The sequence below is a fragment of the Amnimonas aquatica genome (assembly GCF_002943415.1).
Classification (GTDB): Bacteria; Pseudomonadota; Gammaproteobacteria; order Pseudomonadales; family Moraxellaceae; genus Perlucidibaca; species Perlucidibaca aquatica_A.
Genome location: NZ_PTQZ01000019.1, coordinates 1 through 12953 on the forward strand (window position 1 = coordinate 1; position 12953 = coordinate 12953).

Consider the following 12953-nt stretch of genomic DNA (forward strand, 5'->3'; position numbering starts at 1 on the left):
GACCTCGGTGGGGCTGTACATCGTGCTGCCGGTGCTGATCGCCCAGGCCTGGCGCCGGCACCTGCTTGCACGCGGACCGGACGCGCTCGACAGGGCGCTGCGCGCGCTGCATCCATGGTCGCTGGCCGCCCTGCTGGCGACGCTGGTGCTGCTGTTCGCTTTCCAGGGCGAGGCCATCGTGCGCCAGCCGCTGCTCATCGCGCTGCTGGCCGTGCCCATTGCCTGCCAGGTCGTGCTCAACGCCGGGCTGGCCTACTGGCTCAACCGGCGTGTCGGCGAAGCGCACGCCGTCGCCGGGCCGTCGGCGCTGATCGGCGCATCGAACTTCTTCGAGCTGGCGGTGGCGGTGGCGATCAGCCTCTACGGCATCGGCTCCGGGGCGGCGCTGGCCACGGTCGTCGGCGTGCTCATCGAGGTGCCGCTGATGCTGGCCGCCGTTCGTGCCGTGAACGCCAGCCGGGCCTGGTACGAACGCGGCATCAGCCCCTGAACCACCAGTCCGCCAGCGCCTCCCAGACCCGGACATCGCCCAGCATGGCGAGGTGGTCCATGTCCGCGAGCGCGACCCGCGTCAGCATCGGCGCCGCCAGCGTCAGCGCCGGGCTGGCATGCCGGCCGAGGGCGCTGTCGAGCGGCACCAGGCCGTCGCCGACCCAGCTGCCCGGGGCGCTGCCGGGGCGCGTGCCGCCGAGCATGAAGTGCCTGACACCCGCCGGCAGCGGCGCCAGCGTTTCGCGCTGCTCGTGGTGGATGACATCGCTGGCCGCGGCTGACTCATCTTCGCTGATCAGGCCGAAGCGCAGATCCTTGATGGCCGCGCTGCGGATATTGCCCAGGCGCATCAGCGGCAGCGTGTACGGCGATTTCGACAGGATGGCGTTGGCCCAGTTGCCGGCCCGCTCCAGCGGCGCGCCGAGGTGCGGCGTGGCCAGGTAGGCCGCGCGACTGACCTTGCCCGGCCACTGCTGACCATGACGGCGGGCGTGCTCGAAGGCGCTGCGCATGAGCAGGCCGCCCATGCTGTGGCCGACCAGCACCAGTTCGCGCACCGGGTGCGCGGCCAGCGCCTCCTCCAGCCAGTCGGCGAGATCGGCGCCGTTGTGCCAGATCGGTCGGCCGCTGTTGTAGCGCAGCCAGCCCGGCTGCCAGCCCTTGCGCCGCAGCAGGGTGGCGAATTCGCGCTGCGCCGGGGTCTGCCACTCGCGTTCGCTCAGGCACAGCCCGTGCAGGAACAGCGCCACGCGCGCCTTCGGCGAAGCGGCGAGATCGGACCAGGCCAGCAGCTCGCTGTCGCCGTCACGCAAGGTCATGCCCAGCGCCAGCGGACTGTCCCAGCGCTCCAGCTTGTCGCCCATGACGCCGTTGACGGCGCTCAGCACCGGCAGCGCCAGCGCGTGCGACTGGCGGATGTCCGCACTCACCGGCACATGGCGCAGCAGCGTCGCCGCCTGCCGGAAGATGCGCGACACCAGCCGGTAGGGCCACGGCGCGACCTGTCGCGGATGACGGTCGACACGGCCCAGCGGCCACGGCCGCTGACGGATGGTGCCATCCATTTCCGTGACCAGCTCGGTGAGTTCGGCGGCCCCGTGCAGCAGCAGGTGCAGCAGGCCGTTGCCGCCCCAGAGCAGCGCCCGCCAGTCCGTGCCGCGGGCTGCTGCCGCCTGCCCCCTGACCTCGGTGACCACGCCACCGGGCATCGTGCCGCCGGCGGCCTGGCGGATGTCGGCCGTGCGCTCCATGTTCACCTCCGGTCAGCCGGGACTCAGGCGGCCTGCGCCAGCTCGGCCGGCTCGGCCCGGGCCAGCACCATCGGCTGGTGCTTCGGCTTGCTCGGCAGGCTGTGGCGCAGGATGCGGCCGACCACGGTGCCGAACTGGCGCCACAGCGGCGCCTTGTTGTAGTACTGGCCGTACTTGGCCGCGATCACCTGCATCTCTTCCGACATGGCGGCGTAGCGCCAGGCCGGCACTTCCGGGAACAGGTGGTGCTCGATCTGGTGGCTGAGGTTGCCGCTCATGATGTGGAACAGCTTGCCGCCGGTCAGGTTGGCGGAGCCGCGCATCTGGCGCAGGTACCACTGGCCGCGGGTCTCGTTCTCCAGCGTCTCGAGGGCGAACACTTCCGACTCCTCGGTGAAGTGGCCGCAGAAGATGATGGTGAAGGTCCACAGGTTGCGCATGATGTTGGCGACGAAGTTGCCCGCCAGCACCGGCAGGAAGAACGGACCGGCCAGCAGCGGGAAGAACACGTAGTCCTTGGCCATCTGGCGGCCGGCCTTGCGGAAAGTCGGGCGACCCTGCTTGAACCATTCCTTCCAGGTCTTCTCGCCGGCGAGCACCTTCTCGGTCTCCAGCGTCTGCAGCGCCAGCAGGTTCTCGAACAGCACCGCCAGCGTGGTCGCCATCAGCGGGTTGGCGAGGAAGCGCGGCTCCCACTTCTGCTCCGGGAAGATGCGCAGCACGCCGTAGCCGATGTCGTGGTCCTTGCCCAGCACGTTGGTGTAGGTGTGGTGCATGTAGTTGTGGCTGTAGCGCCAGTTGTCGGCGGTGCACCAGGTGTCCCACTCGAAGGTCTGGCCGCTGAAGCGCGGGTCCTGCATGAAGTCGTACTGGCCATGCATGACGTTGTGGCCGAGCTCCATGTTGTCGAGGATCTTGGACGCGCCCAGCAGCGCCGCGCCGGCCACGAACGCCGGCGGGAGAATGCCGGCCATGAGCAGGCCGCGACCGGCGATCTCGGTGTAGCGCACCGCCTTCTCGATCTTGCGGATATAGGTGGCGTCCTTCTCGCCGAGGTCGGCGAGGTGCTTCTGCTTGAGGGCGTCGACCTCGGCGCCGAAGGCTTCGATCTCGGCGGCGGTCAGGGTGCGGCATTTGCGCGAGCTGGTGATGGCTGCATGGGTCATGGTGTGTCTCCGGGCGCGCTCGGCGCCGAACGAATCAGGTTGGGCGCCCGTCCGGGCGCCGGCTCTCAGAAATCAGCTGGGAATCAGAGGTCCAGGGTCAGGTCGCCGACCGCCGCGCTGACGCAGATGCGCAGGCTGGCGGTGTCATCGACCGACAGTTCGTTGTTGAGCAGATTGCGGGTGACGCCGCCGGACTTGCCGCAGGCGCAGGTATTGCAGATGCCCATGCGGCAGCCCGACTGCGGACGCACGCCCTGGGCCTCGAGGGCATCCAGCAGCGGCATGCCGGCCGGCACTTCCAGCGTGCGGCCGGAGCGGGCGAGGTGGATCTTCGCGGTCACGGCAGCATCGCCGGCCGGCACGAACACCGGCGGGGTGAAGGCTTCGGCGTGGAAATCGCGCGCCTGCTCGGCGACCAGGCCGCGCACGGCGTTCATGAAGCCGGTGGGGCCGCAGGCGTAGACCGCGCGCTCGGCCAGGTCCGGCGTCACGGCGGCGAACTGGTCGGCACTCGGGCGACCGCTCGGCTCACCCTCGGCCAGCTCGGCTTCGAGTTCGTAGATCGGCTGCACGCGCAGGCCGGCATGGCGGGCGGCGAGGTCGCGCAGCTCGCTGGCGAAGATCAGGTCCTGGCGCGTGCGCACCCAGTACATCAGCACCACATCGGCCGGCATGCCCTCGCCGGCGAGCTGGCGGATCAGGCTCATGAGCGGGGTGATGCCGCTGCCGGCGGCGAGGAAGAGCAGCTTGCCGTGACCCTGCGGAGCGGCATCCAGCGTCATGTCGCCGAAAGCCTGGCCGAGCTCGATCTGGTCACCGACCGCGACCGTGTCCACCAGATGGGTGCTGACGCGGCCGTTCGGCACCTTCTTCACGGTGATGGCGACCAGCCCGGCGGCGGACGGCGCTTCGCTGAAGCTGTAGGAGCGGGTGTGGCGGACGCCGGCGATCTCGACCGTGAGGTTGACGTGCTGGCCGGCGCGGAAGCTGCCGAAGTGTCGGTTGGGCTTGAGCACCAGGGTGACCGTGTCCGGCGTTTCCATCCAGCGCGCGACCACCTTGGCCACGGTGCGCGACCAGCGCGTGGTCATGCCGAGCTCGGCGGCCCAGAAATCCAGCACATCGGTATTGATGACCGCCGACAGGGTACGGCTGACGAACGGCGGAAGAACGAACTGTGACGACATGATGCGTCTCCAAGTGAACATCTACACACTCAGAGTACGCATGTAACTTTTTTAAGTCAACACTCGTTCACTAAACTCATATCCGTTCTCCGACGAACGGATAACCGCCCCTGCCGATGCCGTCAGGCCAGCCTCGGCACCGGCAGCGGCCGCAACGCCTCCTGCAACTGCGGCAGGACCTCGTCCGCCTGTTTCCAGCCCCACTGGAAGGCCTTGTCGAAGACATCGTCCGAAGGCAGCAGGTTCACCGGCGACGGCGTGCGCTGGAAGCGCACCAGCCAGTCGTAGTACGGCCGCTGCGCCGGCAGCTGGGCCTGGATCGCCTGGGTGACCGGAATCAGCCAGGCATGGCCCGCGCTCCACTGCGGATGGAAACAGTCCAGCGCCAGGTAGAACGCGTTGCGGGTGCCGATGCGGCCCGACTCCACGCCCTCCCAGGCCGCGCGCGCCGGCACGTTGGCCACCGTGCCGCCATCCATGAAGGCGGACAGGCCGTGGACCTCGCGCAGGCGGCGGAGGATCTCGCTGCTCTGCGCATCCTCCTGCCAGGGCGCGTACTGCAGCACGCCGGGAATCGCGGACGACAGGCCGATGGCATCGACCACGCGCAGCTCGCTGGTCAGGGCATCGCGACCCAGCACCAGCTCCTTGGCCACCTGCGGGCTGAAATAGGTCAGCAGCTGCAGCATGCGCTCGGCGATCAGCAGCGGCAGGCCGAGCAGGTGCGGGCGCCGCTGCGGAATCTGCGGCAGGTTCTGGTAGGCCGACAGGCGCACGCCGGCGATCATGGCGTCGTAGGGCACCGCCAGGTCCTTCATGCGCAGCGGCGAGCCGTCGGGGTTGCGCAGCATGCGGTCCATGCCGCGCAGGTGCAGGCGCACCAGCCCGGGCAGGCTGAGCGCGCTGCCGATCTTCGGGCGCGAGAAGATGTGCCGGATCTTCAGGCCCTTGCCCCAGGCCATCAGGCCATCCACATCGGGATCGCGGTCACGTGCGATCAGGCCGCCCAGCAGCGCGCCGATGGATGCCCCGACAATATAGGACGGCTGCAGGCCTGCCTCGCGCAGACGGGCGACCAGGCCGATGTAGACGAAACCGGAACCGCCGCCGCCGCCCGGTGCCAGCACCAGCACCTTGTGGCAGAGCTCGGCGTCCAGCTCGGCGGCGGTGAACTCGCCGGCGTGATGCGCCAGCAGGGCATCACGCGCGGCACGCGTGGCCTCGCGCACCACTTCGACCTGCTGACGCAGCTGCGCCAGCCGCAGCAGCACATTGCGCTGCTCGCGCAGCGGCGCGTAGAGGCGGGCCAGCAGCAGCTCGCGCAGGGCCGTGACCGGCTCGGGCAGCAGCGCCACCTCGGCGCGCACCACCCGCGACGGATCCGGCGCACCGGCCGCGCCAGGCCGGAAGGCCTGCAGGCGACCGAGCACCAGCGCGTAGCGGATGAGTTCGTAATCAGCCTGCGGCAGCACATCCGGCTGGGCGAGATGACTGCGGATCAGCGCCGCTTCCAGGCGCTTGAGGCGCAGCAGCGCCCGCTCCAGCGTCAGGGCCATGCAGCGCGGCTCAGGCTTTCTGCTGCTTGAGCAGGTCGCGGATCTCGGCCAGCAGCGTTTCTTCGGCGCTCGGTGCCGGCGGCGCGGCCGGGGCTTCCGGCTCCGGGGCACGCTTGAGGCTGTTGACGGCCTTCACGCCCATCATCACGGCGAAGGCGATGATGACGAAATCGAAGATGCTCTGGATGAACTTGCCGTAGGCCAGCAGCACGGCCGGGGCATCGCCCTCGGCGGCCTTCAGGGTCACCGCGAGGTCGCTGAAATTGACGCCGCCCACGAGCACGCCCAGCGGCGGCATGACGATATCGCCCACGAAGGACGAGACGATCTTGCCGAAAGCGGCACCGATGATGACACCCACCGCCAGGTCGATGACATTGCCGCGCATCGCGAACTCGCGGAATTCCTTGATCAGACTCATGCCCGTCTCCATGAAATGCGTGCCGCGGCTGCCTGTCAGCACGGCTGACGGCATTCTGCCGCCCGCTTCGCGGCAGTGTCCACCCTGTTTCATCGGGCGATGTCACATTCGGCCCGTCACGCAGGCGACAGCGGCACGCCATCCGGACAGCGCCGGCGGATGCTGCCTGCCCGGTGCCGGTGCTTGCTATACTGCCGGCCGATACGGCGACCACGCTTTCGCCGCCCCAGGACACCCCCAGGAGCCCCCGATGTCCGGCATCACCTTTTCCGCCTGGCTGCGCGACGCGCAGCGCGCCCACGGCAGCCTGCCCGCCGACCTGATCCAGACCCTGGAAGTCACCGCCGACGCCTGCCGCCGCATCAGCGCCGCCATCGGCCAGGGCGCGCTGGCCGGCGTGCTCGGCGCCGCCGGCAGCGCCAACGTGCAGGGCGAGGACCAGAAGAAGCTGGACGTGATCTCCAATGACATCCTGCTCGACGTGCACAGCAGCGGCGGCCACCTCGCCGGCATGGCCTCGGAGGAGATGGACGACCCGTTCCCGATCCCCGACGGCGCGCCGCGCGGCCGCTACCTGCTGCTGTTCGACCCGCTCGACGGCTCCTCGAACATCGACATCAACGTGTCGGTGGGCACCATCTTCTCGGTGCTGGAAGCGCCGGCCGGCAGCAATGCCGCCGAAGTCGCCCCGTTCCTGCAGCCGGGCACCGCCCAGGTCGCCGCCGGCTACGCCGTCTACGGCCCGTCGACCCAGCTCATCCTGACCCTGGGCCACGGCGTGCACGCCTTCACCCTGGACCGCCGCGCCGCCGGCGAAGCCGCGACCGCGGGCGAGTTCATCCTGACCCAGGAAGGCATGACGATCCCTGCCGAGACCCAGGAGTTCGCCATCAACATGTCCAACCAGCGCTTCTGGGAAGCGCCGGTGCAGCGTTACGTCGACGAGCTGCTGGCCGGCAAGGCCGGTGTGCGCGGCAGGGACTTCAACATGCGCTGGGTCGCGGCCATGGTCGCCGACGTGCACCGCATCCTCACCCGCGGCGGCGTGTTCCTGTACCCGCTCGACAGCAAGACCGCCGCCAAAGGCGGCAAGCTGCGCCTGATGTACGAGGCCAACCCCATGTCGTGGCTGGTCGAGCAGGCCGGCGGTGCAGCCAGCACCGGCCGCCAGCGCATCCTCGACATCGCGCCCACCGGCCTGCACCAGCGCGTGCCGGTGATCCTGGGCTCGCGCGCCGAAGTCGAGCGCGTGGCCGGCTACCACCAGGGCGAATGACGCAGGCGTGCCGTCGCGCGGCCCTGGCTGACGCGGCGGCGAGACCGGGCCGGCGACCGGCAGGGACAAGGCGGGAAGCGAAATGAAGCGACTGCTGTGGCGACTGCTGCTGCTCACCATCGGCCTGGTGCTGGCCTACCAGCTCTGGCTGTTCGCCCACGTCTGGTGGTGGGTCGAGCACAACCCGTCGCGCTCGGCCTTCATGTCCACCCGCCTGGCCGTGCTGCGCGAAGATGACCCCGAGGCCGAGCTGCACCACCGCTGGGTGCCCTACGAGCGCATTTCCATCCACCTCAAGCGTGCCGTCATGGCCGCCGAGGACTCGCGCTTCACCGACCACGAAGGCTTCGACTGGGAAGGCATGCAGACCGCCTGGGAGAAGAACCTGAAGAAAGGCCGCATCGTGGCCGGCGGTTCGACCATTTCCCAGCAGCTGGCGAAGAACCTGTTCCTGTCCGGCAAGCGCACGCCCTGGCGCAAGCTGGAGGAGGCCGCCATCACCGTCATGCTCGAGCACATGATGAGCAAGCGGCGCATCTACGAGATCTACCTGAACGTGATCGAATGGGGAGACGGCGTGTTCGGCGCCGAGGCCGCCGCCCGTCACTACTACCGCAAATCGGCCTCAGGCCTAGGCCCTGCGGAAGCGGCGCGGCTGGCCGCCATGGTGCCCAACCCGCGCTTCTACGACAAACACCGCCACACCCGTTACCTGGAGCGGCGCACCCGCACTATTCAGAAGCGGATGCACCAGGTGCGACCGCCTCGCTGACCAGGTGGCGGATCACCGCCACGAACACCGCGTGCAGGTTGGCCGCCATGACCTCCACCGGCTCGTGGAAGCCCTGCAGCATCCAGCGCGACACCGCCGCGATCACCGAGCCGAGCATGGCCACGCCGAGGATTTCGGGGCGCAGCGGCGCTGGCAGTTCGCGGGCATCGAGCAGCGGCTGGCTGAGGCGGATCAGCAAGCCGGCGAAGTTCTCCACGCTCTCGCGGTAGAGCGCGTCGACGCGATCGCTGACACCCAGCACCTCGACGAACAGCATGCGCGCCATGCGCGGGTCATCGCGCATGCATTCGAGGAAGGCGGTGAGCACCGCGCGGGCGATCTGCGCGGGATCCTGCGGCAGGTCCAGCAGCGTGGCCAGGATGCGCTCGCGGATGCGCTGGTTGACGTGCTCGTAGACCACGCACAGCAGGTCCTCGCTGTTGGCGAAGGACTCGTAGAAGTAGCGCTCGGTCAGCCCGGCCTCGCTGCAGATGCTGCGCACCGTCGAGCTGTGGTAGCCGCGCGAGCCGAACACGGTGAGGCCGGCCTCGATGAAGCGCTGGCGGCGCTCGGCCTGGCGCGCGGCTTCGCTGACCCCGCGATAGCGCCGGCCGGGATCGGCCTTGGCCGCTGCCGGCTTGCTCGTCTTGGCGGCCGGCTTCGCGGCCTTCACCGCCGCCGGCTGGCGTTTTTCATCCACCACTGCATTCACCCTGTCCGTTCCACGTTCGCTGCATTCAGCGCTTGCCCTGAGGGTACAGGCCGCTGGCCGTCGCCGCCACCTCGAAGCAGTCATCGATATGTCGCATGGCGAGCTTGCGCATGACCCAGTAGCCCAGCGTGGCGGCCACGATCTGGCCACCCAGCGGGATGAACTTGGTCACCTGCTTGGCGACGATGCGCGTGCCCATGCCCTGCAGGCTGCGCCGGATCAGCTCGCGCGTGACCACCATGCCGATCAGCTCGCTGCCGCGCTCGGCGCGGCGCTTCCAGACCTGGAGGCGGGTCTCTTCCGGCATGGCCTCGATCTGCTCCGGCTCGAGACCGAAGCGTCGATTGATCTCCGGCACCAGCTTGACCAGCACGCCGATATCGACCACGACATCGAACAGCGGCACCGGGATCACCGCCGCCCCCGCCGAGACCCAGGACATGCGCTTGACGCGCTGCTGGCAGTCACGCCGGATCTGCTCCAGTTCGCGCTCGCTGACTTGCTTGAAATGTGCCGGCACCGTCCTTTCCTCCCGTGTGACCATCCGTCAGGCCATGAGTGGCGCTGATCATAACGCGGCAGGCCTCGCCGCAGACAGCCGCACATCCGTTGACCGGTCCGGCGCCAGTCGCTACCGTTCGCCTTCAGACGACGCGGAGCACCGCCATGACATCCTCCTCCAGCGACACCCCGGCCCAGGCGCCGGACTTCGAGCAGGCGCTGGCCGCGCTCGAACAGCAGGTGCACCGCCTCGAAAGCGGCGACTTGCCGCTGGAAGAAGCGCTCAAGGCCTTCGAGACCGGCGTCCAGCTCACGCGCCAGTGCCAGCAGGCGCTGGACAGTGCCGAGCAAAAGGTCCGTCTGCTGCTGGCACGCGCCGACGGCAGCGTCGACAGCCAGCCCTTCACGCCGCGCGAAGACGCCTGAGACACCATGACCGATGCCCCCATGCCGGCCCTGCTGCAGGCTGCCCGGACCCGCTTCCCCGCGCTTTTCGCCGACTTCCTGGCACGCCAGAACGGTCTTGACCAGCGCCTGATCGACGCCGCCGCCTACGCCATGCAGAACGGCGGCAAGCGCGTGCGGCCGGCACTGGCCTGGGGCGCCTGCCTGGCCGTCGGCGGCCGCCAGGAGGATGCCGACGGCGCGGCCATCGCGGTCGAGTGCATCCACGGCTACTCGCTGGTCCACGATGACCTGCCGTGCATGGACGATGACGACCTGCGCCGCGGCCAACCGACCTGCCACCGCCGCTTCGACGAAGCCACCGCCCTGCTCGCCGGCGATGCGCTGCAGTCGCTGGCCTTCATCAGCCTCGCCGGCGGCGCGCTGCCGGCGGCGGTGCGCGCCACCCAGACCGCGCGCCTGGCTGCGGCGGCCTTCGACATGGTGGTGGGCCAGCGCCTGGACCTGTCCGCCGAGGGCCGGCAACTGGCGCTCGAACCGCTGGAGGCGGTGCACCGCCACAAGACCGGCGCCCTGATCCGCGCCGCCGTGGCGCTGGGCGCGCTCGCCGGCGGCGCCGATACCGCGCGGCTGGCGGCGCTGGACCGCTACGCCGACCGCATCGGCCTGGCCTTCCAGGTCCATGACGACGTGCTCGACGTGATCGGAGACACCACCGTGCTGGGCAAGCGCGCCGGCGCCGACCAGGACCTGGAGAAGTCCACCTATCCCGCCCTGCTCGGCCTGGAAGCGGCGCAGCAACTGGCCCGCAACCTGACCGACGAAGCCCTGGCCGCCCTCGAACCGCTCGGCGCCGACGCCGATCCGCTGCGGGAGCTCGCCCGCTTTCTGCTCGCGCGCGACCACTGAAGCGCAGTTATAATTCCTCACCCCGCGTCAGGATGATGACCGATGTTCCACGAGATTCCGCTCAGCCGCCCGCACACGCCGCTGCTTGATCAGGTGCCGACACCCGACAAGCTGCGCGAACTGCCGGAGGACGCCCTGCCCGAGCTGGCACGCGAGCTGCGCGAATACCTGCTCTGGTGCACCGGCCAGACCGGCGGCCACTTCGGCGCAGGCCTCGGCGTGGTCGAGCTGACCATCGCCCTGCATTACGTCTACAGCACGCCGCACGATCGCCTGGTGTGGGATGTCGGCCACCAGGCCTATCCGCACAAGATCCTCACCGGCCGCAAGGAGCGCATGCTGACCATGCGCCAGAAGGATGGCCTGGCCGCCTTTCCGCGCCGCGAGGAATCCGAGTACGACACCTTCGGCGTCGGCCACTCGTCGACCTCGATCTCGGCAGCGCTGGGCATGGCCCGCGGCGCCCAGCTCACCGGCAGCAACCGCAAGGTGGTCGCGGTCATCGGCGACGGCGCCATGACCGCCGGCATGGCCTTCGAGGCGCTCAACGACGCCGCCCACCAGGACACCGACATGCTGGTGATCCTGAATGACAACCAGATGTCGATCTCGAAGGCGGTCGGCGGCCTGTCCAACTACTTCTCGAAGATCTGGGCCAGCCGCAGCTACATCGCCATCCGCGAGGGCGGCAAGCGCGTGCTGCAGTCGCTGCCCACGGCCATGAATTTCGCGCGCCGCACCGAAGAGAGCATGAAGACGCTGGTCACCGACTCGCCCGGCGCCCTGTTCGAGTCCATCGGCTTCAACTACGTCGGCCCGGTCGACGGCCACGACCTGGAAGAGCTGGTGCGCACCATCAGCAACCTGCGCGAGGCCAAGGGCCCGCAGCTGCTGCACGTGTTCACCACCAAGGGCAAGGGCTTCGCGCCGGCAGAGGCCGACCCCATCGGCTACCACGCCATCACCAAGATCGCGCCGGCTGCGCAACGCGCCACCCCGGCGGTCCCGCAGGGCGCCCCGAAGCGAAAGTATTCCGATGTCTTCGGCGACTGGCTCTGCGACCAGGCCGCCCAGGACCTGCGCCTGGTCGCGATTACCCCGGCCATGTGCGAGGGCTCGGGCATGGTGCGCTACGCCGCCGAATTCCCGGACCGCTACCACGATGTGGCGATCGCCGAGCAGCACGCGGTGACCTTCGCCGCCGGCCTCGCCTGCGAAGGCCTGAAGCCGGTGGTGGCGATCTACTCGACCTTCCTGCAGCGCGGCTACGACCAGCTCATCCACGACGTGACGCTGCAGAACCTCGACGTGACCTTCGGCATCGACCGCGCCGGCCTGGTCGGCGAGGACGGCCCCACGCACGCCGGCGCCTACGACCTGGCCTACATGCGCTGCCTGCCCAACCTGGTCATCGCCGCGCCCAGCGATGAGCAGGAATGCCGCCTGCTGCTGAGCACCGCCTGGCAGCATCCCGGCCCGGCCGCCGTGCGCTACCCGCGCGGCACCGGCCCCGGCGCGGAAATGAGCATGGCACTGGACACCGTGGCCATCGGCAAGGGCGTGCTGCGCCGTGCCGGCGCGCCGCTGGCCGGCACCGACACCGTGGCCATCCTCAATTTCGGTGCCCGCCTCGGCGATGCCCTGGCCGCCGCCGAAGCCCTGGCCGCCGCCGGCGTGACCGATGCCAGCGTGGCCGACATGCGCTTCGTGAAGCCGCTGGATACCGATCTGGTGCGCGAGCTGGCGGGCAGCCATGCCCTGCTGGTGACGGTGGAGGAGCATGCCGTGGCCGGCGGTGCCGGCTCGGCGGTCAGCGAGTTCCTAGCCGCCGAAGGCCTGCAGGTGCCGGTGCTGCACCTGGGCATTCGCGATGCCTACATCGAACACGCCTCGCCGGCGCAGATGCTGGCCGACTGCGGCCTGGACGCCGACGGCATCGCCGGCGCCATCCGCCGCCGCCTGGGTCGCTGACCCGGGTCCGGCGGGCCTCGCACACCTCGTACCGTGGCCGCGACTGCCCTCAGGCCCTGGCCGCCGGCAGCAGCATGTCGCGGCTCAGCTGCGGACGCTCGCCGCTCAGCCAGCCCTGCGTGGCGGCATAGCCGAGCGGAATCAGCAGCAGCAGGAGCGCCAGCCGGAGCAGACGCAGCGGATAGGCGGCCGCGCGCCTGAAGCCCAGACTGTAGGGAATCACCAGCGGCGGCAGCGCCATCATCAGCGTACCCCAGACCCACTGGCGGTTGCCGAAGGCGGTGAGCACGCCGCTCAGCCAGGCCCAGAAGAAGATCGACAGGGCCGCCACCAGC

At 69.7% G+C, this 12953-nt stretch carries 13 protein-coding genes and 1 pseudogene; 6 read left to right on the forward strand and 8 right to left on the reverse strand.

The features are described from left to right. On the forward strand, positions 1 to 490 hold a 490-nt coding region (locus C5O18_RS01850; protein ID WP_420884461.1), incomplete at its 5' end, for an arsenic resistance protein. On the opposite strand, the gene C5O18_RS01855 is transcribed toward C5O18_RS01850, so the two are convergent. The 5 genes and pseudogenes from C5O18_RS01855 to mscL form a co-directional block, all read right to left on the reverse strand. Then, positions 480 to 1742, reverse strand: coding sequence for a lipase family alpha/beta hydrolase (locus tag C5O18_RS01855; protein ID WP_105191173.1), 1263 nt, complete (start codon positions 1740 to 1742; stop codon positions 480 to 482). The two genes, C5O18_RS01850 and C5O18_RS01855, sit on opposite strands and share 11 nt — an antisense overlap. 86 nt (positions 1743 to 1828) lie before the next feature. Further along, positions 1829 to 2908, reverse strand: a pseudogene (locus C5O18_RS01860) (fatty acid desaturase family protein); the annotation flags it as partial. An 83-nt stretch (positions 2909 to 2991) separates the two neighbouring features. After that, positions 2992 to 4095 (reverse strand): ferredoxin reductase, encoded by a 1104-nt coding sequence (locus C5O18_RS01865; RefSeq protein WP_105191183.1) that lies wholly within the window; start codon positions 4093 to 4095, stop codon positions 2992 to 2994. A 122-nt stretch (positions 4096 to 4217) separates the two neighbouring features. After that, complete coding sequence (locus tag C5O18_RS10690) at positions 4218 to 5651, reverse strand: patatin-like phospholipase family protein (RefSeq protein ID WP_105191175.1); 1434 nt, start codon at positions 5649 to 5651, stop codon at positions 4218 to 4220. Between the two features lie 10 nt (positions 5652 to 5661). Then, the gene (gene mscL, locus C5O18_RS01875; protein ID WP_105191184.1) at positions 5662 to 6072 is read right to left on the reverse strand and encodes a large-conductance mechanosensitive channel protein MscL; all 411 of its coding nucleotides are present in this window, start codon (positions 6070 to 6072) and stop codon (positions 5662 to 5664) included. A gap of 250 nt (positions 6073 to 6322) precedes the next feature. Here mscL and C5O18_RS01880 point away from each other — a divergent pair, with 250 nt between their 5' ends. Both C5O18_RS01880 and mtgA read left to right on the forward strand, forming a co-directional pair. Further along, the gene (locus C5O18_RS01880) at positions 6323 to 7348 is read left to right on the forward strand and encodes a class 1 fructose-bisphosphatase (protein ID WP_105191176.1); all 1026 of its coding nucleotides are present in this window, start codon (positions 6323 to 6325) and stop codon (positions 7346 to 7348) included. A gap of 82 nt (positions 7349 to 7430) precedes the next feature. Continuing rightward, positions 7431 to 8120, forward strand: a complete 690-nt coding sequence (gene mtgA / locus C5O18_RS01885; RefSeq protein ID WP_105191177.1) for a monofunctional biosynthetic peptidoglycan transglycosylase — start codon at positions 7431 to 7433, stop codon at positions 8118 to 8120. On the opposite strand, the gene C5O18_RS01890 is transcribed toward mtgA, so the two are convergent. Both C5O18_RS01890 and C5O18_RS01895 read right to left on the reverse strand, forming a co-directional pair. Then, entirely contained in the window at positions 8080 to 8823 is a 744-nt protein-coding gene (locus C5O18_RS01890; protein WP_158249236.1) for a TetR/AcrR family transcriptional regulator, read from the reverse strand. The two genes, mtgA and C5O18_RS01890, sit on opposite strands and share 41 nt — an antisense overlap. A 34-nt stretch (positions 8824 to 8857) precedes the next feature. Further along, complete coding sequence (locus C5O18_RS01895) at positions 8858 to 9352, reverse strand: YcjF family protein (RefSeq protein WP_241146700.1); 495 nt, start codon at positions 9350 to 9352, stop codon at positions 8858 to 8860. Between the two features lie 146 nt (positions 9353 to 9498). On the opposite strand from C5O18_RS01895, the gene C5O18_RS01900 reads away from it, so the two are divergent. The 3 genes from C5O18_RS01900 to dxs are packed head-to-tail and all read left to right on the forward strand — an operon-like array spanning position 9499 to position 12618. Then, complete coding sequence (locus C5O18_RS01900) at positions 9499 to 9759, forward strand: exodeoxyribonuclease VII small subunit (RefSeq protein WP_105191180.1); 261 nt, start codon at positions 9499 to 9501, stop codon at positions 9757 to 9759. A gap of 6 nt (positions 9760 to 9765) precedes the next feature. Next, a complete protein-coding gene (locus C5O18_RS01905; RefSeq protein ID WP_241146701.1) occupies positions 9766 to 10647 on the forward strand; it encodes a farnesyl diphosphate synthase in 882 nt (293 codons plus the stop codon). A gap of 42 nt (positions 10648 to 10689) precedes the next feature. Beyond that, on the forward strand, positions 10690 to 12618 hold the full coding sequence (gene dxs / locus C5O18_RS01910; protein ID WP_105191181.1) for a 1-deoxy-D-xylulose-5-phosphate synthase: 1929 nt from the start codon (positions 10690 to 10692) through the stop codon (positions 12616 to 12618). Between the two features lie 49 nt (positions 12619 to 12667). Here the strand turns inward: dxs and C5O18_RS10295 are convergent. Beyond that, the coding region (locus C5O18_RS10295; RefSeq protein WP_105191182.1) for a hypothetical protein at positions 12668 to 12953 on the reverse strand (286 nt) is incomplete at its 5' end.

Coding starts and splice junctions, on each gene's coding strand:
- C5O18_RS01855 (WP_105191173.1), bottom strand. CDS start 1,742: ATGGAGCGCACGGCCGACATCCGCCAGGCCGCCGGCGGCACGATGCCC.
- C5O18_RS01865 (WP_105191183.1), bottom strand. CDS start 4,095: ATGTCGTCACAGTTCGTTCTTCCGCCGTTCGTCAGCCGTACCCTGTCG.
- C5O18_RS10690 (WP_105191175.1), bottom strand. CDS start 5,651: ATGGCCCTGACGCTGGAGCGGGCGCTGCTGCGCCTCAAGCGCCTGGAA.
- mscL (WP_105191184.1), bottom strand. CDS start 6,072: ATGAGTCTGATCAAGGAATTCCGCGAGTTCGCGATGCGCGGCAATGTC.
- C5O18_RS01880 (WP_105191176.1), top strand. CDS start 6,323: ATGTCCGGCATCACCTTTTCCGCCTGGCTGCGCGACGCGCAGCGCGCC.
- mtgA (WP_105191177.1), top strand. CDS start 7,431: ATGAAGCGACTGCTGTGGCGACTGCTGCTGCTCACCATCGGCCTGGTG.
- C5O18_RS01900 (WP_105191180.1), top strand. CDS start 9,499: ATGACATCCTCCTCCAGCGACACCCCGGCCCAGGCGCCGGACTTCGAG.
- C5O18_RS01905 (WP_241146701.1), top strand. CDS start 9,766: ATGACCGATGCCCCCATGCCGGCCCTGCTGCAGGCTGCCCGGACCCGC.
- dxs (WP_105191181.1), top strand. CDS start 10,690: ATGTTCCACGAGATTCCGCTCAGCCGCCCGCACACGCCGCTGCTTGAT.